16 protein-coding genes and 2 pseudogenes are annotated in these 20,424 nt (G+C 64.6%); 11 read left to right on the top strand and 7 right to left on the bottom strand.

Translation table 11 applies throughout. From position 1 onward, the window contains the following. Window positions 1-16 precede the first annotated feature (16 nt). The 4 genes from QZ613_RS13020 to QZ613_RS13005 all read right to left on the bottom strand — a co-directional run bounded on the left by QZ613_RS13020 (window position 17) and on the right by QZ613_RS13005 (window position 5,477). Window positions 17-2,305 carry a VWA domain-containing protein gene (locus QZ613_RS13020; RefSeq protein ID WP_291982756.1) on the bottom strand — a complete coding sequence of 763 codons (2,289 nt, stop codon included), beginning with the start codon at window positions 2,303-2,305 and terminating at the stop codon, window positions 17-19. A 28-nt stretch (window positions 2,306-2,333) separates the two neighbouring features. Then, window positions 2,334-3,137, bottom strand: coding sequence for a CbbQ/NirQ/NorQ/GpvN family protein (locus QZ613_RS13015; RefSeq protein WP_291982754.1), 804 nt, complete (start codon window positions 3,135-3,137; stop codon window positions 2,334-2,336). 71 nt (window positions 3,138-3,208) lie between these two features. Next, complete coding sequence (locus QZ613_RS13010; RefSeq protein ID WP_291982753.1) at window positions 3,209-4,588, bottom strand: ribulose-bisphosphate carboxylase; 1,380 nt, start codon at window positions 4,586-4,588, stop codon at window positions 3,209-3,211. A 70-nt stretch (window positions 4,589-4,658) separates the two neighbouring features. Continuing rightward, complete coding sequence (locus tag QZ613_RS13005; RefSeq protein WP_291982751.1) at window positions 4,659-5,477, bottom strand: HAD-IA family hydrolase; 819 nt, start codon at window positions 5,475-5,477, stop codon at window positions 4,659-4,661. A gap of 279 nt (window positions 5,478-5,756) precedes the next feature. On the opposite strand from QZ613_RS13005, the gene tkt reads away from it, so the two are divergent. The 11 genes and pseudogenes from tkt to QZ613_RS12955 all read left to right on the top strand — a co-directional run bounded on the left by tkt (window position 5,757) and on the right by QZ613_RS12955 (window position 17,262). Next, the gene (gene tkt, locus QZ613_RS13000) at window positions 5,757-7,742 is read left to right on the top strand and encodes a transketolase (protein WP_291982749.1); all 1,986 of its coding nucleotides are present in this window, start codon (window positions 5,757-5,759) and stop codon (window positions 7,740-7,742) included. Between the two features lie 20 nt (window positions 7,743-7,762). Continuing rightward, window positions 7,763-8,764 carry a type I glyceraldehyde-3-phosphate dehydrogenase gene (gene gap / locus QZ613_RS12995; RefSeq protein ID WP_291901088.1) on the top strand — a complete coding sequence of 334 codons (1,002 nt, stop codon included), beginning with the start codon at window positions 7,763-7,765 and terminating at the stop codon, window positions 8,762-8,764. 533 nt (window positions 8,765-9,297) lie between these two features. Then, window positions 9,298-10,737, top strand: coding sequence for a pyruvate kinase (gene pyk, locus QZ613_RS12990; protein WP_043566465.1), 1,440 nt, complete (start codon window positions 9,298-9,300; stop codon window positions 10,735-10,737). Window positions 10,738-11,041: 304 nt separating this feature from the next. After that, complete coding sequence (locus QZ613_RS12985) at window positions 11,042-11,980, top strand: phosphoribosylaminoimidazolesuccinocarboxamide synthase (RefSeq protein ID WP_043566461.1); 939 nt, start codon at window positions 11,042-11,044, stop codon at window positions 11,978-11,980. Between the two features lie 57 nt (window positions 11,981-12,037). Further along, window positions 12,038-12,811, top strand: a complete 774-nt coding sequence (locus QZ613_RS12980) for a DUF2189 domain-containing protein (RefSeq protein WP_291982747.1) — start codon at window positions 12,038-12,040, stop codon at window positions 12,809-12,811. A gap of 44 nt (window positions 12,812-12,855) precedes the next feature. Then, the gene (locus QZ613_RS12975; RefSeq protein WP_291982744.1) at window positions 12,856-14,943 is read left to right on the top strand and encodes a M3 family metallopeptidase; all 2,088 of its coding nucleotides are present in this window, start codon (window positions 12,856-12,858) and stop codon (window positions 14,941-14,943) included. Between the two features lie 64 nt (window positions 14,944-15,007). Next, window positions 15,008-15,112: pseudogene (locus QZ613_RS21180) on the top strand (DUF4124 domain-containing protein); the annotation flags it as partial. A gap of 91 nt (window positions 15,113-15,203) precedes the next feature. Then, entirely contained in the window at window positions 15,204-15,479 is a 276-nt protein-coding gene (locus QZ613_RS12970; protein WP_291982742.1) for a glutaredoxin family protein, read from the top strand. Continuing rightward, a complete protein-coding gene (gene xth / locus QZ613_RS12965; protein ID WP_043566458.1) occupies window positions 15,476-16,243 on the top strand; it encodes an exodeoxyribonuclease III in 768 nt (255 codons plus the stop codon). The genes QZ613_RS12970 and xth overlap by 4 nt, the downstream gene beginning before the upstream one ends. Next, a complete protein-coding gene (locus tag QZ613_RS12960; RefSeq protein WP_043566454.1) occupies window positions 16,243-16,923 on the top strand; it encodes a Crp/Fnr family transcriptional regulator in 681 nt (226 codons plus the stop codon). The genes xth and QZ613_RS12960 overlap by 1 nt, the downstream gene beginning before the upstream one ends. 141 nt (window positions 16,924-17,064) lie before the next feature. Then, on the top strand, window positions 17,065-17,262 hold the full coding sequence (locus QZ613_RS12955; RefSeq protein WP_043566451.1) for a DUF2892 domain-containing protein: 198 nt from the start codon (window positions 17,065-17,067) through the stop codon (window positions 17,260-17,262). A 49-nt stretch (window positions 17,263-17,311) separates the two neighbouring features. Here QZ613_RS12955 and rsmA read toward each other — a convergent pair. From rsmA to QZ613_RS12940, 3 genes and pseudogenes are all read right to left on the bottom strand, one after another. After that, window positions 17,312-18,093: pseudogene (rsmA, locus tag QZ613_RS12950) on the bottom strand (16S rRNA (adenine(1518)-N(6)/adenine(1519)-N(6))-dimethyltransferase RsmA). Continuing rightward, complete coding sequence (gene pdxA / locus QZ613_RS12945) at window positions 18,090-19,103, bottom strand: 4-hydroxythreonine-4-phosphate dehydrogenase PdxA (RefSeq protein WP_043566681.1); 1,014 nt, start codon at window positions 19,101-19,103, stop codon at window positions 18,090-18,092. The pseudogene rsmA and the gene pdxA overlap by 4 nt, the downstream one beginning before the upstream one ends. 5 nt (window positions 19,104-19,108) lie before the next feature. Then, on the bottom strand, window positions 19,109-20,416 hold the full coding sequence (locus QZ613_RS12940; protein WP_043566677.1) for a peptidylprolyl isomerase: 1,308 nt from the start codon (window positions 20,414-20,416) through the stop codon (window positions 19,109-19,111). Between the last annotated feature and the right edge of the window lie 8 nt (window positions 20,417-20,424).

Below are 20,424 nucleotides of genomic sequence, written 5' to 3'. Positions count from 1 at the left end.
CCCACTGCTCTGCCGGCTACCGCGTCAGCGCCATGAACAGCTCCGGCAGCCGTTCCGGCAGGCGCTCGATGTTGTCGATCACCGTATAGCGCCGACCGAAGATGTCACCGACGTAGTCGTCGGCCTGACGGTCGAGGTTGATGCAGTAGCTGAAGATGCCCTGCTGATCGAGTTCCTCGACCGACTTGCGGGCGTCTTCGATGAGCAGGCGCTCGTCATGGACGTCGACGTCGGCGGGCTGGCCGTCGGTGAGCACGAGCAGCAGTTTCTTGTCCGCCTTCTGCGCCGCCAGGTAGTGCGCGGCGTGGCGCATGGCGGCGCCCATGCGCGTCGAGTAGCCGGCCTGCATCGCCGCCAGACGGCCCTTGACGACGTCGCCCCAGCGCTCGCTGTAACCCTTGAGGTGCAGGTAACGGACGTCGTGGCGGCTGTCGGAGTGAAAACCGGCGATGGCGAAGGGGTCGCCGAGTTGCTCGACCGACCAGGCGAGCAGGGACACCGCTTCCTGGCTCAGTTCGAGAATGCTCTGCTCGCCGCCGCCGGCGCCGACCTTGACCTTGTCGGCGAGCGACTGCGAAAGGTCGAGCAGGACCAGAACGGCCAGGTTGCGGCCGTTCGTGCGGTGACTCATGTTGATGCGCGAATCCGGGCTGGCGCCGCCCTTGAAGTCGATCAGCGAGCGCAGGGCGACGTCCAGATCGAGTTCGCTGCCGTCTTCCTGGTAGCGAATGCGCACCTTGTCCTGCGGTTTGAGGATGTCCAGCAGACGCTTCAAACGCCTGGCCAGCGCGGCGTGTTTTTCGAGCAGACGGTCGATATCCGCGGCGTCGCCCGCCGGGTGCAGCGATTCGTAGAGACTGACCCAGTCCGGTCGATAGCTCTGGCTCTGATAGTCCCACTCTGGGTAGTGGCGCGGCGGCAGGCGGTCGACGTCGGCAGCGACGGGCGTCGGACGCTGCTCGTCGAACATTTCCTCGTCGTCGCTGAGTTCGTGAAATCGCCACAGGTGGCGGTTGTCGTCACGATAGCTGACTTCGGTATCGGCAAAATGGACGTCGGCCAACTGGTCGCTCTGGCGGCGGGTACGGGCGATGTAGGCCAGCGCCAGGTCGGCGATTTCTTCGCTGCTCGACTCGCCCCGCGCCATCGTCTCGTGAAAGTGACGCACGAACTTGAGCAGCTCGGCGTCCTGGTAAGCGTGTGCGGAATCGAGCAAGGCGCGCGAGAGCATGCTCAGGCGATGGCGCAGGCAGGAGGTGGTTTCCGGGTCGCAGGCGCCGGCGCGCGGCGCCGGGTGCAGGGCCAGAAAAGTCCGCCGCAGGCCGGGGTAGGCGCGCATGACCAGCGTCTCGATGCGGCTGTCTTCGAAGACCTCGATCGCCATGCGCTGCATCGGGCTGCAGTTGTCGGCGAACATCGGCGTGCTCCAGCGGCGATGGCCGGCGATGTGCGCCAGCGTTGCACGGTAGCGGTCGATGCCGGAAACGCCGTGCGCGTCGTCCAGCACGTCGGGCAGGCGAATGCCGGAAGCGTCGTAATAGGGCAGCGATTTCTGCGCCTGGTCGAGGTGGCCCGGATACGGCACCAGCTGCGTGCTGTCGCCCCAAAGCCCGCGCAGGTAGAGGTCGAGCAGGCGTTCGTTGTCGACCAGCAGCGTGCCGTGCCGCTCGCGCTGCAGGACGGCGCGGCTGTCCGCCGACTTGAGGCTGAAGTAGTCGCGTTGCCGCTCGGGATGGTTGGGGTAGTTGCGGATACCGTAATCGACCCAGTTGCGCAGCCCGGCGATCGACAGCTGGTCGAGCAGCGTCGGTGCCTGGGCGAGGAAATCGGGCAGGCCGGGGCTGGCGAAAGTCTGGTGAATGCCGTGGATCGAACCGGTCGTACGCTCGCTGAACTCCTGCGTCAGGTCCAGGTAGCGCTGCAGCTGCTGGCGCGAAGGCAGGCGGCGGGCGACAGCGGCCAGGGTCTGCAGGAAGGGCGTGATCGCCTTGGCATTCGGCGACTTGCACAGGGCATGCAGACTGGCGGTGATCGCCGGCAGGGCCGCTTCGCCGACCAGCGTGGCGATCGGCGGCCACTCTTCAAGGAAAACCAGTACCGGCTCGACGCCACGGCCCATGCCGCCGAGGAAGCGCGCCGTATCGAGATAGCCGTCGACACCCTCGGCCGAGAGTACGGCCAGCGCTTCGCGCATGCACTCCGCGAAGACGTCACCGACCTGTGGGAAGCCACAGGCGAGCTGTTCGCGGTAGCCGTGCAGGCGCTGTTCCCAGGCCGGGCCGGCAGTATTTTCGGGAGGGGCCATGGCCTGGACCTGTGCCTGGCGACCGCGCTCAGGCGAAGGTGGCGTCGATGGCATGATCGAGGGTATCGCGAATGTCGCGGTCGTCGGTGATCGGGCGCACCAGCGCCATCCGGCAGGCATCCACCGGGGCGACCCCCCCCTTGATCAGCGTTGCGGCATAAACCAGCAGACGCGTCGAAATTCCCTCGTCGAGGCCATGCCCCTTGAGGCGCCGGGCGGCGGCGCCGACGCTCACCAGTTGCGTGGCGGTGGCTTCGTCGATGCCGCTTTCGCTGACCAGGATGGCGATTTCCAGCGCCGCGTCCGGGTAGTCGAACTCGAAAGCGGTGAAGCGCTGCTTGGTCGACTGCTTGAGGTCCTTCATCAGGCTCTGGTAGCCGGGGTTGTACGAGATCACCAGCTGAAAATCGGCGTGCGCCTGGATCAGCTCGCCCTTCTTGTCGAGCGGCAGCGTGCGTCGGTGGTCGGTCAGCGGATGGATGACGACGGTGGTGTCCTGGCGTGCTTCGACGACCTCGTCGAGGTAGCAGATGGCGCCGATACGCGCCGCGGTGGTCAGCGGCCCGTCGAGCCAGCGGGTGCCGTTGGCTTCGAGCAGGTAGCGCCCGACCAGATCGGACGCGGTCATGTCTTCGTTGCAGGCAACGGTGATCAACGGGCGCGCGAGCTTCCAGGCCATGTATTCGATGAAGCGCGACTTGCCGCAGCCGGTCGGCCCCTTGACCATCACCGGCAGACGCGCCGCGTACGCCGCCTCGTAAAGCGCCACTTCCTTGCCCTGCGCCTGATAGAAAGGCTCTTCGCGAACCTTGAACTGCTCCTTGTCGGTCATTGCCTGGTCCTGTTCCCGTTGCTGTCTCGATCGCTGTTCGGAAGTCGTTCGTGCGGCGGCCAGCCCGCCGCTCAGCGATGCGCGCCGAGCTTGTCGCGCCAGCCTGGATAGAGCGTGTCGGCGTCGCCCGGGAAGGACTCGAAGGCACGCGCAAACTCCGGGTGCTCGCGGGCCCATTCGATCGGGTCGGCACCGGCCTGCCAGCACTCGTAGGCCTGGCGCAGTGAAATGGCGCCGGCGGCGGGGCTGTCGATGTGGCCGTACGAACCGCCACCCGAGGTGTTGATGACATTGCCGTGGCCGAGGTTGGCGAAGAAGCCGGGCAGACGCAGGGCGTTCATGCCGCCGGAAATGATCGGCGTCGTCGGCTTCATGCCGTACCACTTCTGGAAATAGGCCGGGCCCTGGTACTCGTCACGCTCGATGATGTAGGCGATCGCCCGGTCGTCGGCGGTGCCTTCCATCTTGCCGTAGCCCATGGTGCCGACGTGAATTCCCGAGGCCCCCTGCAGGCGCGCCATCTTGGCCAGAACGTAGGCGTCGTAACCGCGCTTCGAACTCGGCGAGGTGACCGCGCCGTGACCGGCGCGGTGGTAGTGCAGGTACTGGTTGGGGTACTGCCGACGCGCGGTGGTGACCATGCCCGGACCGCCGACGTAGCCGTCGACCAGGAAAGCGACCTTGTCGGCGTCGGGCCCGAAGGTCTCGAGGATGTAGTCGGCACGGGCACACATCTCGTAGTGATCGTCGGCGGTGATGTTGGCCGAGAAGAGCTTTGCCTGCCCGGTCTCGTCCTGCGCACGTTTCATCGCGTCGACCACCAGCGGCATGACCTTCTTCATCGGCGCAAAGACCTGGTTGCCCTGCGGCTCGTCGTTCTTGATGAAGTCGCCGCCGAGCCAGAACTGGTACGCGGCCTTGGCGAACGGTTCGGGGCGCAGGCCCAGCTTGGGCTTGATGATGGTCCCGGCAATGTAGCCGCCGTCCTTGACCGGACGGCCGAGAATGCGCCACATGTCGGAAATGTCCTTGGCCGGACCGTCGAACAACTGCAGAGCACGCTCGGGCACGTAGAAGTCATAGATCTTGGCGTGTTCGATGTCACCCATGCCCTGATTGTTGCCGATCACGAGGGTCAGGAAGGAAACGATCATCATCCGACCGTCGGTGACGTTGCGGTCAAAGAGGTCGAGCGGATAGGCGATACGCATCTCTTCGCTGGCTTCGTCGATCAGATAGACCAGGGCATCGACGCCGCGGGTGAAATCGTCGGTGGTACACACCTCGACGTTGGTCCCGGTGGACGACTCGGCGGCAAAGTGCGCGGCGGCCTGCAGGTAGTCGTAACCGGCCTTGGGCTTCATCCTGTAGGCCACCAGAATATGCTTGCCGCCACTGATCAGCTCGTCTTCCCTGAGGCTGAGGTCGGCGTAACGATTCGATTGGTCCATGCTTGTCTCCGTGTCGAGTAATGGTCAAGAAAGTGTTCGTGGGTGTTTTTACCCGTAGGCCGGCTGCCCGTCAGTGGTTCATGTCGACCACCGCCTTGCGCTGCCAAAGGCGCAGCTGGGCAAGATCGACGCATTCCCCGACCAGCGGCGCCCCCGCCAGGCGGCGCGCGGGCGCGCCAGGCTCGCCGAGATCGGAAAGCACGCTCAGCGCACCGGCGAAGTCGTCGTCTGCGCTATAGGCGTTGACGGTGATTACGGTCGGGATGCCGGCGGCCGTCGCCGCCCGCAGCCCGGGCAGCGAATCCTCGACCGCCAGGCAGGCTTGCGGGGGCAGGTTCATTTGCCGCAACACCCAGCGATAGATATCCGGAGCGGGCTTCTTGTCGGCCACCACATCACCGGCGCCGATGACTTCGAAGAGCGACTCGGCCCGGTCGCCAAAGCGGGTGAGCAGCAGGCTGTGCAGGCTCGACGGCGTCGTTGTCGTGGCGATCGCCAGGCGCACACCCGCGCGGCGCAACTCGCCCAGCAGGCGCGCCACGCCAGGGCGCAGGGCGATGCGACCGGCGCCCACCAGCTGCGCGTAGATTTCGCTCTTCAAGCGATGCAATCCCGTCAGCCAGGCTTCACTCGCTGGCCGCTGCAGCCACTGCGGTGCGTGCTGTGCCGCGAAGTGACGGATGCGCTCCTTGCCACCGGTCACCGCGAGCAATTCGCCGTAGGTGGCGACCGACCACTCCCAGTCCAGGCCGGACTGTGCAAAAGCCCGGTTGAAGGCCACGCGGTGGCCGTCCCGCTCGCTATCGGCGAGCGTCCCGTCAACGTCGAAGATGGCCGCCTGCAGGACGACCGATTGCCCAAGCGTCGCGCTGCAAGGGCGCGAGATCATTGTGCGTTCGGCCGGCTGGTCTGCGTGCATTCGGGTCACATGGCGTCGTTCGATAGCGACCAGTGTAGGCGGCACAATAGATAATTAAAAGTTAAACTTTTTTCCATTTATAGTTAGCTTTTACTATTTAATAAATCACTACGCATGAGCCATCGCTGTCTGTAGTCACAAGCAGCCACCTCCTCGTGCGGCGTCACAAGGGAAGGTGGCAATGCCTGCTGTTTTGGCGGATAATTTGCCCATGCGACCCAACAACCCGCTTCTGATCGGCAAATTATCGTGCCTATTGCGTTTACCGCCCTGACCAACGTCATCCGCGCCCTTGCCATGGACGCGGTGCAACAAGCCAACTCCGGCCACCCAGGCATGCCAATGGGAATGGCTGAAATCGCCGAAGTGCTCTGGCGTCGCCATCTGCGCCACAACCCGGGTAATCCACACTGGCCGGACCGCGACCGTTTCGTCCTTTCGAACGGCCACGGCTCGATGCTGCTGTACACGCTGCTGCATCTCACCGGCTACGACGTCTCGATCGACGACCTGAAGAACTTCCGTCAGTTCCGCTCGAAGACGCCCGGGCACCCGGAAGTGGGACATACCCCGGGCGTCGAGACGACGACCGGTCCGCTCGGCCAGGGTCTGGCCAACGCGGTCGGCATGGCCATCGCCGAGAAGGTCCTGGCCGCCGACTTCAATCGTCCCGGGCACGAGATCGTCAATCACTCGACCTACGTATTCCTCGGCGACGGCTGCCTGATGGAGGGCATTTCACACGAGGTCTGCTCGCTGGCGGGAACGCTCGGACTGGGCAAGCTGATCGCCCTCTACGACGACAACGGCATTTCCATCGACGGCCATGTCGAAGGCTGGTTCACCGATGACACGCCGCAACGCTTCGCCGCCTACGGCTGGCAGGTCATCGCCGCCGTCGACGGCCATGATGGCGAAGCGGTCGACCAGGCGCTGCGCGCGGCGCGTGCCGACGGCGACCGCCCGACGCTGATCTGCTGCAAGACACGCATCGGCGAGGGTTCGCCGAACAAGGTGGGCAGTCACGACGTCCATGGCGCGCCTCTGGGAAGCGACGAAGTTGCCGCGACCCGCGCGCATCTCGGCTGGCCGCACGCGCCCTTCGAAATTCCTGACGCCGTCTATTCGAGCTGGGACGGCCGCATGCGCGGTAACGTCTTCGAAAACAACTGGCAAGCGCGCTTCGCGACCTATCAGGCCGCGTTCCCGGAGTTGGCTGCCGAGTTCAGCCGCCGCACGAATGGCGAGCTGCCCGCCGACTGGAACGCGACTGCCGCGCAGGCGCTGGCCGAGGTCGCGGGCAAGGCGGAAAACATCGCCACCCGCAAGGCTTCGCAGAACGCCATCAGCGCCTTCGCGCCGCAGGTGCCAGAACTCATTGGCGGCTCGGCGGATCTGGCCGGATCGAACCTGACGCTGTGGAAGGGCTCGCAGGGCATCAGCCGCACCCAGGGCGGCAACTATGTCTATTACGGGGTGCGTGAGTTCGGCATGACGGCGATCGCCAATGGCCTCGCCCTGCACGGCGGCCTGATTCCGTACACCGCGACCTTCCTGGTCTTCTCGGACTACGCGCGCAACGCGATCCGCATGGCAGCACTGATGAAAGTGCGCCAGATCATGGTGTATACGCACGATTCGATCGGCCTGGGCGAAGACGGCCCGACGCACCAACCGGTCGAACACGTCGCCAGCCTGCGCCTGATTCCCAACGTTGACGTCTGGCGCCCGGCGGACGCCAGCGAAACGGCCGTGTCCTGGATCGCCGGCATCGAGCGTAACGACGGGCCGACGATTCTGGCGCTCTCGCGACAGAATCTGCCGCCGGTGAGCAGTGGCGTCGCGCCCGAAGTGATTCGCCGCGGGGCCTACGTGCTGGCCGACTGCGCCGACCCACAGGCGCTGCTGATCGCCACCGGCTCGGAAGTCAAGCTGGCACTCGACGCACGCCAGGCGCTGGCCGACGAAGGTATCGCCGTGCGCGTCGTCTCGATGCCCTGCGCCGAGGTCTTCGATCGCCAGGAGGCGTCGTACCGGGAAGCAGTTTTGCCACGCGCGCTACCGCGAGTGGCGATCGAAGCAGGCGTCAGCAGTTTCTGGCGCAAGTACGTCGGACTCGACGGCGCCGTTATCGGCATCGATCGTTTTGGAGAGTCGGCACCGGCAGGCCAGGTGTTCGACTATTTCGGTTTCACGGTGACCAATGTGGTCACGACCGTGAAGACAGTGTTGTAATTTCTCAAGGAGACCGTTTCATGACAATCAAAGTAGGGATCAATGGCTTTGGCCGTATCGGACGGATGGTGTTTCGCGCTGCTGTGCAAGATTTCTCGGACGACATTGAAATCGTCGGCATCAACGACCTGCTCGAACCCGATTACCTGGCGTACATGCTCAAGTATGATTCCGTGCATCGTCGTTTCCAGGGCACCATTGCGGTCGAAGGCAACTCGCTCGTCGTCAATGGCAAGAAAGTCCGCCTGACCGCAGTCAAGGATCCGGCCGAGCTGAAGTGGAACGAAGTCGGTGCCGATATCGTTGTGGACGCGACCGGTCTCTTCCTGACCACCGAGTCCTGCCAGAAGCACATCGCCGCGGGCGCCAAGAAAGTCATCCAGAGCGCACCGAGCAAGGACGACACGCCGATGTTCGTGTTTGGCGTCAATGACAGCACCTATGCCGGTCAGACGATCATTTCGAACGCTTCCTGCACCACCAACTGTCTCGCCCCGGTGGCCAAGGTACTGAATGACAACTGGGGCATCAAGCGCGGCCTGATGACCACCGTTCATGCAGCCACCGCCACGCAGAAAACCGTTGATGGCCCGTCCAACAAGGACTGGCGCGGTGGTCGCGGCATCCTCGAGAACATCATTCCGTCCTCGACCGGTGCAGCCAAGGCCGTCGGCAAGGTCATTCCCGAGCTCAACAAGAAACTGACCGGCATGGCTTTCCGCGTGCCGACGTCGGACGTCTCGGTCGTCGACCTGACCGTCGAGTTGAACAAGGAAACCACCTACGAGCAGATCTGCGCGGCGATGAAGGCTGCGTCGGAAGGCCCGATGAAGGGTGTTCTCGGCTACACCGACGAAAAAGTGGTGGCCACTGACTTCCGTGGCGAGAGCTGCACGTCGGTGTTCGACTCGGACGCCGGCATGGCGCTTGACGGCACCTTCGTCAAGGTCGTCTCCTGGTACGACAACGAGTGGGGTTACTCCTGCAAGGTGCTGGAAATGATCAAGGTAATGGCGCGCTAAAATGCCATTCAGGGGCGCTTTCGGGCGCCCCTTTTCCTTGACCCTCCTTACCGCCCTCCCCGCGCCCTCCCCGGTTTCCTGAGGAAAAGCCCTTGACGACCTCGTGTTGGTCGCTCGGCAGGCACCTGTTGCCGCTGGACCGGGGCCGACAGCGCCCGCACTGAGCCCATCGCCACTCGCCATGCCGCCCCTCGACACGCGCTGCAACCCGTCGCCGCGAAAACGATCGCCAAGCGATCGCCAGGCAAGCACTCGCCCCCCTTTGCTGCGTTGCGCGTACACTGCACGGCAATCACGCAGCGGCGGATCTGACGCCTGCACTCAGCTCAAGTCGGATAGCCGTGACTCCGCTCTCATTCTCACCCACCCGAGAATCGGCACGCTCGGCAGGGACAACGCTCCCGGTTGAACGTGGCACGGCCAGGCACTGTCAGAGAAAACGGCTGACAAGTCGGCTCGTGCGTGCCCCGCCAACACGCCAAGAAAACCGACCCAGATGGAAGCCTCGTCTGTACAACAAGAATAGGAACCCCATGCCCCGCGATACCAAGATCGTTGCCACCCTCGGGCCCGCGTCGTCGGACGCCGATGTGCTCGAACGCATGATCCGCGCCGGCGTCGACGTCGTGCGCCTCAATTTTTCCCATGGCAAACCGCAGGACCACATTGCCCGCGCGCAGCTGGTACGCGAGGCGGCGGCCCGTGTCGGGCGCCCAGTAGGTATCCTCGCTGACCTGCAGGGTCCGAAAATCCGTGTCGGCAAGTTTGCCGACGGCAAGATCTGGCTCGATAAAGGCGCCCCCTTCATCCTCGACGCCAAGTGCGAACTGGGTAACGCCGACCGCGCCGGCCTGGACTACAAGGATCTGACGCGCGACGTCTCGGCGGGCAGCGTCCTCCTGCTCGACGACGGCCGCATCGTCCTCGACGTTCAGCGCGTGCTTGGCTCGGAAATCTTCACCATCGTTCGTCACGGCGGCGAACTGTCCGACAACAAGGGCATCAACCGCCAGGGAGGTGGCCTCTCCGCCGCCGCGCTGACCGCCAAGGACATGGACGACATTCGTACCGCGGCCAGCATCGACGTTGATTTTGTCGCCATCTCGTTCCCCAAGAGCGCGGCCGACATGTACATGGCCAGGCAATTGATGCATGCCGCCGGCGGACACGCGCTGACCATCGCCAAGATCGAACGCGTCGAGGCGGTTGCCGCCCTCGAAGAGATCATCAGCGCCTCGGACGGGATCATGGTCGCCCGCGGCGACCTCGCCGTCGAGGTCGGCGACGCCGCCGTACCGGCGCTGCAGAAGCGCATGATTCGCATGGCGCGCGAGAGAAACAAGCTGGTGATTACGGCAACCCAGATGATGGAGTCGATGATCGTCTCGCCAGCGCCGACCCGTGCCGAAGTTTCCGACGTCGCCAACGCGGTTCTTGACGGCACCGACGCGGTGATGCTCTCGGCGGAAACGGCGGCCGGCCGCTTTCCGGTCGAAACCATCGAAGCGATGGCGCGGATCTGCCTGGAAGCAGAGAAGTCCGCCGAAGTGACTCTCGAACGCGAGTTCCTCAACCAGGTCTTCACGCGCATCGATCAGACCATTTCACTGGCCGCCATCTGGGCAGCGCATCACCTGAAAGTAAAGGCGATCGCCGCGCTCACCGAGTCCGGTTCGACGGCGCTCTGGATGAGCCGTCTGAACTGCGGAGTACCGGTCTACGCGCTGACCCCGCGCAGCGCAGCGTTGACCAAGATGAGCCTCTATCGGGCCGTCTTCCCGGTGCTGATGGACCAGCAACCGAGTAGCCGCGATGAGTTGCTGTACGAGGCCGAACAGTTGCTGATGAAGGAGAATCTGGTCGAAAAAGGCGATTTCATCGTGCTCACCGCTGGCGAGCCGATGGGCAACAGCGGCGGTACCAATACGCTGAAAATCGTTCGCGTGGGCGATCAGCAACCCGCTGCGAGCTGACGCCAACTAGTGCACTGTTGCACGCAGTAGGGAACATGAGAATGCTGGCGGCGACATGGTTTCAGGCGGGCTGTCCGGCGCGCTGAAAGTCGCGTCGGAAATGCAGCGCCACAGCAGCGTGCACGTCATTGCGAGGAGGCGTAGCCGGGATTTGGCGACGCGGGCAGCGCTATGGGCCGGGCGACGCAGAAAGGCGAGCGCCGACGACGCGCTCTTGGCAAGCGTGATGTGTCCTATAATCCCAACGCTCGACTGCCGCCGCTGCGATTTCCCCGCTCACATCACTCCCCTCCGGATCAGCCACGTGACCGATGCCCTCTTCGAATCGACGATCAAGAGCCTGCCGCTGCTCGGCCGCGGCAAGGTGCGCGACATCTATGCCGTCGGCGACGACAAGCTGCTGATCGTCACCAGCGATCGCCTCTCGGCCTTCGACGTCGTCCTCCCGGACCCGATTCCGGGCAAGGGCCAGCTGCTCACCCAGCTGGCCTGCTTCTGGTTCGAAAAACTCGCGGCCGTCGTCCCCAACCAGATGACCGGGATCGATCCTGAAACGGTAGTCGCCGCCGACGAGCGCGCGCAGGTGCATGGCCGCGCGCTGGTCGTCAAGCGCTTGCGGCCGTTGCCCATCGAAGCGGTGGTGCGCGGCTATCTGATCGGTTCGGGGTGGAAAGATTACCAGGCCAGCGGCGGCGTCTGCGGCATCCCGCTGCCACCGGGTTTGCGCCTCGCCAGCCGCCTGCCCGAGCCGATCTTCACGCCGGCGACAAAGGCTGCCCTTGGCGATCACGACGAGAACGTTTCGTTCGAGCGCGCGCAAGCCGACTGCGCACGCACGCTCGCCGACATCCTTCCCGCCAGCGGCAGGAGCGGCGCCGATATTGCCACGCAGGCACGCGACGTGGCCATCGCTCTGTACACCGCCGCCGCCGCGCACGCCGCTGCACGCGGCATCATCATCGCCGACACCAAGTTCGAGTTCGGCCTCGATGCCACCGGCACGCTGCACCTGATCGACGAAGTACTGACCCCCGACTCGTCACGTTTCTGGCCAGCCGACGCCTACCGTGAGGGAAGCAACCCCCCGTCCTACGACAAGCAGTACATCCGCGATTATCTGGAAACGCTGCCCTGGAACAAGCAGGCGCCTGGCCCGGCGCTGCCGCTGGCGGTGATCGCCGGAACACATGCCCGCTATGTCGAGGCCCTGCAGCGCCTCACCGGAGACAAACCTGTCGAGTGACCGCCGCGTGCGCGCGGCGCATGACAACCGGCCTACGCCCTTCAGCAAGGAGACCGCATGGGTCTAGAAGCCACGTCATCTGAGCGGCGCCGAGCGCCGTTGAACGTTCGCAGTGTCGCCATCGGCCAGCCCCTGATCTGGTTGGCCGCAGCCTGGCGCGACATGCGCGCCAATCCCGTCGCCAGCCTTTCGTATGGACTGCTGTTTGCCATCTTTGGCGACCTGATCACCATTTTTGCCTGGCGGCAGGGCCACCTGTTCATCGCCGCCACTTCCGGCTTCCTGCTGATTGCGCCGCTGCTCTGCGGCGGGCTGTACGAGATCAGCCGCCGCCGCCAGGCCGGTCAGTCTTCGACTTTTCTGATATCGCTGGCCGGCGGTCGCCGCAATGCGCGCGAGCTGGTCAAACTGGGACTGCTGCTGGCCATCGTCGGACTGTGCTGGGAACGCATTTCGACGCTGCTCTTCCTGCTCCTGGCACCCCATATCCCGCCCGATCTGCTGATCTTGCTCGCCGAGATGCCCAAGTTGCCGGAACATCGCGATCTGATGATCATCTGGCTGCTGAGCGGTGGCAGTCTGGCTTTGCTCGTCTTCGCCGTCACCGTCGTCTCGGTGCCGCTGCTGCTCGATCGCCAGGTGGGCTTCATCACTGCGATGCGCACCAGCCTGCATGCGGTCGACGCCAACATACGCCTGATGGTCCTCTGGGCGGCCATTGTTGCAACGCTGACCGTCCTCGGTATTGCCACCCTGTTCTTTGGCTTGGTCGTTCTCATGCCCTTGATCGGGCACGCGTCGTGGCACGCTTATCGCGACCTTGTAGAATAGCGAGGTGCTGGCGAGCACCCTCCTCTGCAACCACGGAACCCCTGATGACTGCCTCCCCCCTGTGCGACAACCCTCTGCTTGACCTGTCCGGCCTGCCGCGCTTCGACGCCATTGTGCCGAGCGACGTGCAGCCGGCTATCGGCAAGCTTCTCGACGACTGCCGCGCGCTGATCGTGCGGCTGACCACGGAAGGCGCCACAACGACCTGGGACAGCTTCGCGGCAGCGTTGAGTGACGGCCTCGAACCGCTGTCGCGCGCCTGGGGAGTTGTCGGCCATCTGCACGCCGTCAATGACGTCCCCGAATGGCGCGAGGCGTATAACCGCATGCTCCCCGAAGTCTCGCGCTTCTATGCCGAACTCGGTCAGAACCTCAAGCTCTTCGCCGCTTACCAGGCAATCGCCGGAAGCGCTGAATACGCAAGGCTTTCGCCAACCCGGCAGCGCATCATCGACAACGAGATTCGCGACTTTCGGCTCGCCGGCGCGGAGCTGCGCGACGATCAGAAGCCGCGCTTCCAGGCGATTGCGGAGGAACTTTCGCAGCTTTCGGCCAAATTCTCGGAAAACCTGCTCGACGCCACCAACGCCTTTGCCGAACTGGTGAGCGACGAGGCCGAACTGGCCGGCCTGCCCGACGACGCCCGCCAGGCCGCGGCCGAGGCAGCCGAGAAGGATGGCCACGACGGCTGGAAATTCACGCTGCACATGCCTTCGTACCTGCCGGTGATGCAATACGCCGACAGTCGCCGTCTGCGGGCGGTGATGTACCGTGCCTACGCCACTCGCGCCGCCGAATTCGGGGCTGCCGAGTTCGACAATACGCCGCTGATCGGCCAGATTCTCCGGCTGCGCCGTGAAGAGGCGCAGATGCTCGGCTACGCCAGCTTCGCCGAAGTGTCGCTGGTGCCAAAAATGGCCGATTCGGTGCCCCAGGTACTGGCCTTTCTGCGCGACATGGCGATCAAGGCCAGGCCCTTCGCCGAACGGGACATTGCCGACCTGCGCGCCTTCGCGCGTAGCGAGCTGCAACTCCAGGACATCGAGCCCTGGGACGTCGGCTACGTTTCCGAAAAGCTCCTGCAAGAGCGGTACGCCTTCTCCGAGCAGGAAGTAAAGCAGTATTTCACCGAGGACAAGGTTCTCAGTGGCCTCTTCGAAGTCGTCGAAACGCTGTTCGGCGTCTGTCTCAAACGCGACAACGCGCCAGTCTGGCACGAGGACGTGCGCTTCTTCCGCATCGAAACGCCCGCCGGCGAACTGCTTGGCCAGTTCTACCTCGACCTTTACGCCCGTGAAACGAAGCGTGGCGGCGCCTGGATGGACGAAGCGATCACCCGTCGCCGACGGTCTTCCGCTGCCGCGGCGACCGACCCCATCCAGAAACCGGTGGCCTATCTCAACTGCAACTTCTCGCGCCCGATCGGTAACACGAATGGTCAGGCAAGGCCGGCGACCTTCACGCACGACGAAGTAATCACCCTCTTTCACGAGACCGGCCACGGCCTGCACCACCTGCTGACACGCGTCGACGAGCTGGCCGTTGCCGGCATCCACGGTGTCGAGTGGGACGCCGTCGAACTGCCATCGCAGTTCATGGAGAACTACTGCTGGGAGTGGAGCGTCGTGCAGGGGATGAGCAGCCATGTCGACACCGGCCACGCGCTGCCGCGCGCACTTTTCGACAAGATGCTGGCGGCCAGGAACTTCCAGAGCGGCATGCAGACGCTTCGCCAGATCGAGTTTTCGCTCTTCGACCTGCTCCTGCACAGCGACTTCGACCCGGCTGGAGAACGCAGCGTGCTCGACCTGCTCGGCGACGTGCGCCGCGAAGTCGCGGTTCTTGTCCCGCCCGAGTGGCACCGCTTCCCGAACAGCTTCGCGCACATCTTCGCCGGCGGTTACGGCGCCGGCTACTACAGCTACAAGTGGGCCGAAGTCCTCTCGGCCGACTGCTACGGCGCTTTCGAAGAGGCCGGCGACCCTTTCGACCAGAACACCGGACAACGCTTCCTGAGCAGCATTCTGTCGGTCGGCGGCAGTCGCCCGGCGATCGAGAACTTCCGCGCCTTCCGCGGTCGCGATCCGCAGGTCGACGCGCTGCTCAGGCACAGCGGCATGGTTTCGGTGTAAAGGAAGGTCACGCCCATGCACCCGACAACCGCCGTCCGCTTCGCCGCTATCGCCGCTTCCCTGCTTGACGGCCAGCGCGGTCAACGCGCAACAAACCTACCGCTGGATCGACGCGCGCAGCGGCGTCACCGTGATATCCGACCGGCCACCGCCGCCGGGAACGCCCGGGGTAACCGTCTCCGAGGGGGCCAACGCAGGCGAAGACGAGCAGCGACTTCCTTACGCCATACGCCAGGCGAGCGCCAGATTCCCCGTCGTCCTTGTACACCAGCGCCGACTGTGGCGCCTGCCAGCAGGCGCGCGTGCTGCTCAATGGCCGCGGCGTTCCCTTCGTGGAAAAACTGCTCACCAGCCAGGACGAGCTGACGGCGCTTGGCCGGCAACTGGGCGGCGACGCCGTGCTGCCAAGCATCAGCGTCGGCCGGCAAAGCGCCACCGGCTTTACTGCCGCCACCTGGAACGAGCTGCTCGACTTTGCCGGCTATCCGGCCACCGCTCCCTACGGCTTCAAACCTGCCGGCCCGCCCCGCGAATGAAGATCGCCAGCTGGAACGTCAATTCGCTCAAGGTCCGGCTGCCGCAGTTGCTCGACTGGCTGGCGGCGCAGAAACCCGCTGTCGTCTGCCTGCAGGAAACCAAGCTCGACGACCCGTTCTTCCCGAAGGCGGAGCTCGAGGCCGCCGGCTATCACGTCGTTTTCTCCGGACAGAAGACGTACAACGGTGTCGCTCTACTGACTCGCGAGCCGCCGACGGATGTCGTTTTCGGCAACCCGCTCCATGCGGATCCGCAAAAACGCCTGCTGGCGGCAACGGTGAGCGGGATTTGTTTCATCTGCGCCTACGTGCCGAACGGCCAGGCAGTCGGCAGCGACAAGTACGCCTACAAGCTTGCCTGGCTCGATGCGCTGATCGACTGGATCGCCGCGCAGCTGGCCGAGAATCCACGCCTGGTCCTGGCCGGAGACTTCAACATTGCGCCCGACGACCGCGACGTGCACGATCCGGCAGCCTGGGCTGGACAGATCCTGTGCTCCGCAGCCGAGCGGGCGGCTTTCCAGCGCCTTCTGGACCTCGGCCTGCGGGACAGCTTTCGCCTCTTCGAGCAGCCGGAGAAGAGCTTTTCATGGTGGGATTACCGGATGCTCGGTTTCCAGAAGAACCGCGGGCTGCGCATCGACCACATCCTGCTGTCGACGGCGCTCGCCGGACGCTGTACGGGGGCCGAAATCAAGCGCGACCTGCGCAAGCTCGAACGACCGTCGGATCACGCGCCGGTGACCGCGGAACTGGCCGATTGATGGACAGCCCGCAACCTGGCAGTCTGCCGCCATCCCTGCTCGCACTCTATCCGGCACTGAGCTCGCTGCCGGCCGATCAACTCGCGGATCTCGGCCAGAAAATGACGCAGCGCGACCTGCCCGCCGGCACGAAACTGTTCAGCGAACGGCAGGACTGCCTGGGATTCCCGCTGATTCTTGCCGGCACGATCAAGGTCGTGAAGAGCACCGCCGGCGGCCGCGAGATGCTGCTCTACCGTGTCGAGCCGGGCGGCTCGTGCATCATCAGCTCGAGCTGCCTGCTCGGTCACACGCCTTATTCGGCGCGCGGCATTGCCGAGACGCCCCTGTCGCTGCTGCTCCTGCCGATTGCCGCGTTCGAGAAACTGCTCGCCGAAAACGGGCGCTTCCGCGACTTCGTCTTCCACCTGTTTGCCGAGCGCATAGCCGAGCTGATGCAACTGGTCGAAGAAGTGGCTTTCCACCGCCTCGACCAGCGCCTGGCAAAGCTGCTCGTGGCCAGGGGTGAAAGCATCCAAGTCACACACCAGGCGCTGGCCGAGGAACTCGGCAGCGTCCGCGAGATGGTCAGTCGTCTACTCAAGGGCTTCGCCGTGCAGGGACTGGTCAGGCTGGGCCGCGAACAGATCACGGTGATCGACGCGAGCGGGCTGCAGCAACTGGCGGACAGCCCTCGCTGATCGCCGCTGGCCCCCCGCTGGCGGCGCGGCATTGCCGCCGTGACCCCGTTGACCCTGTGACTCTGTGACTGCGGTTACATACAGCCAGGCTGCAGCGGCGTACTCTGGCGCCGTCACTCACCAACGCTCACGGAGCCAATCATGAAAACCAATGTCGGTGGAATCGACAAAATCCTGCGTATCGTCGTCGGCATCGCGCTGATCACGATGGCCGCCCTCGGGGTCGTCGGCGCCTGGGGCTGGATCGGCGTGGTACCGCTGCTGACCGGCCTGTTTGGTGTCTGTCCCGCCTACCTGCTGCTTGGAGCCAACACCTGTCCGGTCAAGAAAACCGGCTGAACGGCGAGCTGCCTGCGCGAACGGCGTCGCCGGACCGGCGACGCCGTTTTCACGTCAGGCTGTTGGCCAGGCGAACGTAATCGGCCACCGACAGCTCCTCCGCCCGACAAGTCGGTGAAACGCCGAGCGCCACCAGCTGATCCTCGTCGACCATCCCCCGGAGACTGTTGCGCAGCATCTTGCGGCGCTGCCGGAAAGCGCTGGCGACGAGCGCCGAAAAGCGCGCTTCGTCGCCCGCCAGCAGAGTTTCCGGCGAACGCGGAATCAGGCGCACCAGCGCCGAGTGCACCCTTGGGCGGCGGATCGAACGCCTCTGGCGGCACGTCGAGCAGACGATCGATGACGAAACGGTACTGCAGCATCACCGTCAGCCTGCCGACATCGCCACTACCCGGCTCGGCGACCATGCGGTTCGACGACCTCGCTTTGCAGCATGAAGTGCATGTCGCGCACGCAGGTGGAATAATCGGCGAGATGAAAAAGGAGTGGCGTCGAGATGTTGTACGGCAGATTGCCGACAATGCGCAGGTGAGCGCCCGCGCTGCTGGCCAGTCGACCGAAATCGAAGGCCAGTGCGTCACCCTCGTGCACCGTCAGTTTGTCCGCCGAATAGATCTTCCCGAGTCGGGCAACGATGTCGCGGTCGATCTCGACGACGTGCAGATGGTCAAGGCGCCGCAACAGGGGAGCGGTCAGGGCGGCCAACCCTGGGCCAATCTCGACCACCTTCTCGCCACGGCGTACGGCCAGCTGGTCGATGATCTCGTCGATGACCTGTTCATCGACGAGAAAATTCTGGCCAAAGCGCTTGCGCGCGACGTGCTTCCTCATGCCCTCGCTGGCCTGCTGCCAGCGGCGCGCGCCACCATTTCGATGGCCTGCTCGATGGCCACCAGCAGGCTGCCGGGATCGGCGCGTCCGCTGCCCGCCAGTTCAAGTGCGGTGCCATGATCGACCGAGGTACGGATGATCGGCAGGCCCAGCGTGACATTGATGCCGTGGCCAAAACTCGCGTACTTGAGCGCGGTAAGGCCCTGGTCGTGGTACATCGCGAGAACGCAGTCGCCGCGCTCGAGGACCGGCCGAGAGAACATCGTATCGGCCGGCAGGGGGCCGAGCAGGGTCATGCCTTCGGCCCGCAACCGCTCGAGCACCGGCGCGATCACCTCGATCTCCTCATGACCGAGGTAGCCCCCCTCGCCGGCGTGCGGATTGAGGCCGGCAACCAGAATCCGCGGGCGATCGATGCCGTACTTCGCGCTCATCTCGCGGTGCAGGATACGCAGGGTCTCCTCGACGGCCGTCTGGGTGACCGCCGCTGGCACGTCACGCAGCGGCAAATGCGTCGTCACCAGTGCCACCCGCAAGCCGCCGCCGGCGAGCATCATCACCACCCGTGGCGTTGCCGTCCGCTCGGCCAGGTACTCGGTATGCCCGCTGAAGGGAATGCCGGCATCGTTGATGACACCCTTGTGCACCGGGGCGGTGACCATGGCGGCAAATTCACCGCTCTGGCAGCCGCTCAGTGCTCGCTCCAGCAGTGCCAGCACGTAGCGGGAATTGGCCGGATCGAGGCGACCGGGGGTCGCCGCGGCGGCCAATGGCTGGTGAAGCACTTCCAGCGTGCCGGCTTGCGGCGGCAGACCGGCTTGCCAGTCACGGAGCTGGCCGGGAAAGTGCAGGGCCTCGGCGCGCTCGGCGAGCAGTGAGCGATCGGCAAGAACGACGATTCGTGCCGGGAAGCGAGCAGCCAGCGCGCAATCAGCCAGACGCAGGCAGATCTCGGGGCCGACGCCGGCCGGTTCGCCACTGCTGACGGCGATCACCGGCGCGCTCGACACGGCGCTCAACGCTCCTCCAGACGAAGCTCCACGTAGGCGCGATCTCGCGTCTGGCGCAGCCAGTCCTGATAGGCCTCGTCACGCTTGCGCTCACGCAGCACCTGCCGTGCTGCAGCGCGTTGGCGATCACTCGATACATCCTGGACACGACGCTCGAGCACCTCGATCAGATGGAAGCCAAAGGGTGACTGCACCGGCTCGCTGAGCTCGCCCGGGGCCAGCGCATTCATCGCCCGCTCGAACTCCGGAACCGTGTCACCCTCGTAAATCCAGCCAAGATCACCACCCTTTGACGCCGAGCCATCCTGCGAGAAGAGCCTGGCCAGGTCGGCAAAGCTCTCGCCGTGCTTGATCCGTTGGCGCAGACTCTCCAGGGTGTGCCTGGCCTCGGGCTCCGAGACCACTTCGTTGACCTTGATCAGGATATGCCGTGCGTGCGTCTGCTGAACAGCCGGCAAGGCACCGCCACCCCGCTTGTCCAGCAATTTGATCAAGTGAAATCCATTCGAGCTGCGCAGAACCGGCGACACGTCGCCCACCTTGAGCGTCGTCGCCACTTCGGCGAACATGGTCGGCAGGCGGTTGAGCGAACGCCAGCCAAGATCGCCGCCACGCAGACCATCCGGGGCATCGGAATAAGCGGCAGCCAGTTGGGCAAAGTTCTCGCCTTTGCGCAGCCGTTCAACGATCTGGTCGGTCTTGGCGCGCAATTGCTGAATCTGCTCCGGGCTGGCCGACTCGGGAGCGCGCAGCAGGATATGCGCGATCTGATACTCCTCGCCGGCAGCCGGCCCGGATTCGCCCACGAGGTAGTTATCGATCTCGCCTTCGGAGACGAAAATCCGGCTGTCGACCTCACGCTCACGCAAGCGTGCAATGGTCATCTCGGCACGAATCTCTTCGCGAAAGCTGGCAAAGGCAATACCGTCCTTTTCCAGGGCGACGCGAAACTGTGCGAGTGACAGTTTGTTGTTGGCAGCAATACGTTGCAAAGCCTGGTCAAGCTGTGCGTCGTCGACGCGCAGGCCGACCTCGCGGGCGAACTGCAACTGCACCTTGTCCATGACCAGACGCTCAAGCATCTGTTTTTCGAGCACATCCCGCGGCGGCAGGGTGGTCCCCTGGCGCTGCAGTTGACTCAGCGCAGAAGCGAGACGCGAGCGCAACTCGTGATGCGTTATCACTTCGTCATTGACGACGGCGACGATACGGTCGGCAGGCAGCGGCTGGCTGGAGGGCTGTGCAGCGCTTTGCGCCGCGGCCACTCCGACGAAAAAAAGGGATAGCAGCAGCGCGCGAAATAAAAGCATCATGGTCAACA

Source organism: Candidatus Accumulibacter sp. ACC005 (genome assembly GCF_907163215.1).
GTDB classification, from domain to species: domain Bacteria; phylum Pseudomonadota; class Gammaproteobacteria; order Burkholderiales; family Rhodocyclaceae; genus Accumulibacter; species Accumulibacter regalis.
Note: the sequence above shows the minus strand (reverse complement) of the source record. Positions and strands in the feature narration are given on the sequence as shown.

Bases quoted from the DNA above. Each gene is read 5' to 3' on its own strand.
- QZ613_RS12980 (WP_291982747.1), top strand. From the start codon at position 12,038: ATGGGTCTAGAAGCCACGTCATCTGAGCGGCGCCGAGCGCCGTTGAAC.
- QZ613_RS12940 (WP_043566677.1), bottom strand. From the start codon at position 20,416: ATGATGCTTTTATTTCGCGCGCTGCTGCTATCCCTTTTTTTCGTCGGA.
- QZ613_RS13010 (WP_291982753.1), bottom strand. From the start codon at position 4,588: ATGGACCAATCGAATCGTTACGCCGACCTCAGCCTCAGGGAAGACGAG.
- QZ613_RS12955 (WP_043566451.1), top strand. From the start codon at position 17,065: ATGAAAACCAATGTCGGTGGAATCGACAAAATCCTGCGTATCGTCGTC.
- gap (WP_291901088.1), top strand. From the start codon at position 7,763: ATGACAATCAAAGTAGGGATCAATGGCTTTGGCCGTATCGGACGGATG.
- QZ613_RS13015 (WP_291982754.1), bottom strand. From the start codon at position 3,137: ATGACCGACAAGGAGCAGTTCAAGGTTCGCGAAGAGCCTTTCTATCAG.
- QZ613_RS13020 (WP_291982756.1), bottom strand. From the start codon at position 2,305: ATGGCCCCTCCCGAAAATACTGCCGGCCCGGCCTGGGAACAGCGCCTG.
- QZ613_RS12960 (WP_043566454.1), top strand. From the start codon at position 16,243: ATGGACAGCCCGCAACCTGGCAGTCTGCCGCCATCCCTGCTCGCACTC.
- pyk (WP_043566465.1), top strand. From the start codon at position 9,298: ATGCCCCGCGATACCAAGATCGTTGCCACCCTCGGGCCCGCGTCGTCG.
- xth (WP_043566458.1), top strand. From the start codon at position 15,476: ATGAAGATCGCCAGCTGGAACGTCAATTCGCTCAAGGTCCGGCTGCCG.
- QZ613_RS13005 (WP_291982751.1), bottom strand. From the start codon at position 5,477: ATGATCTCGCGCCCTTGCAGCGCGACGCTTGGGCAATCGGTCGTCCTG.
- QZ613_RS12975 (WP_291982744.1), top strand. From the start codon at position 12,856: ATGACTGCCTCCCCCCTGTGCGACAACCCTCTGCTTGACCTGTCCGGC.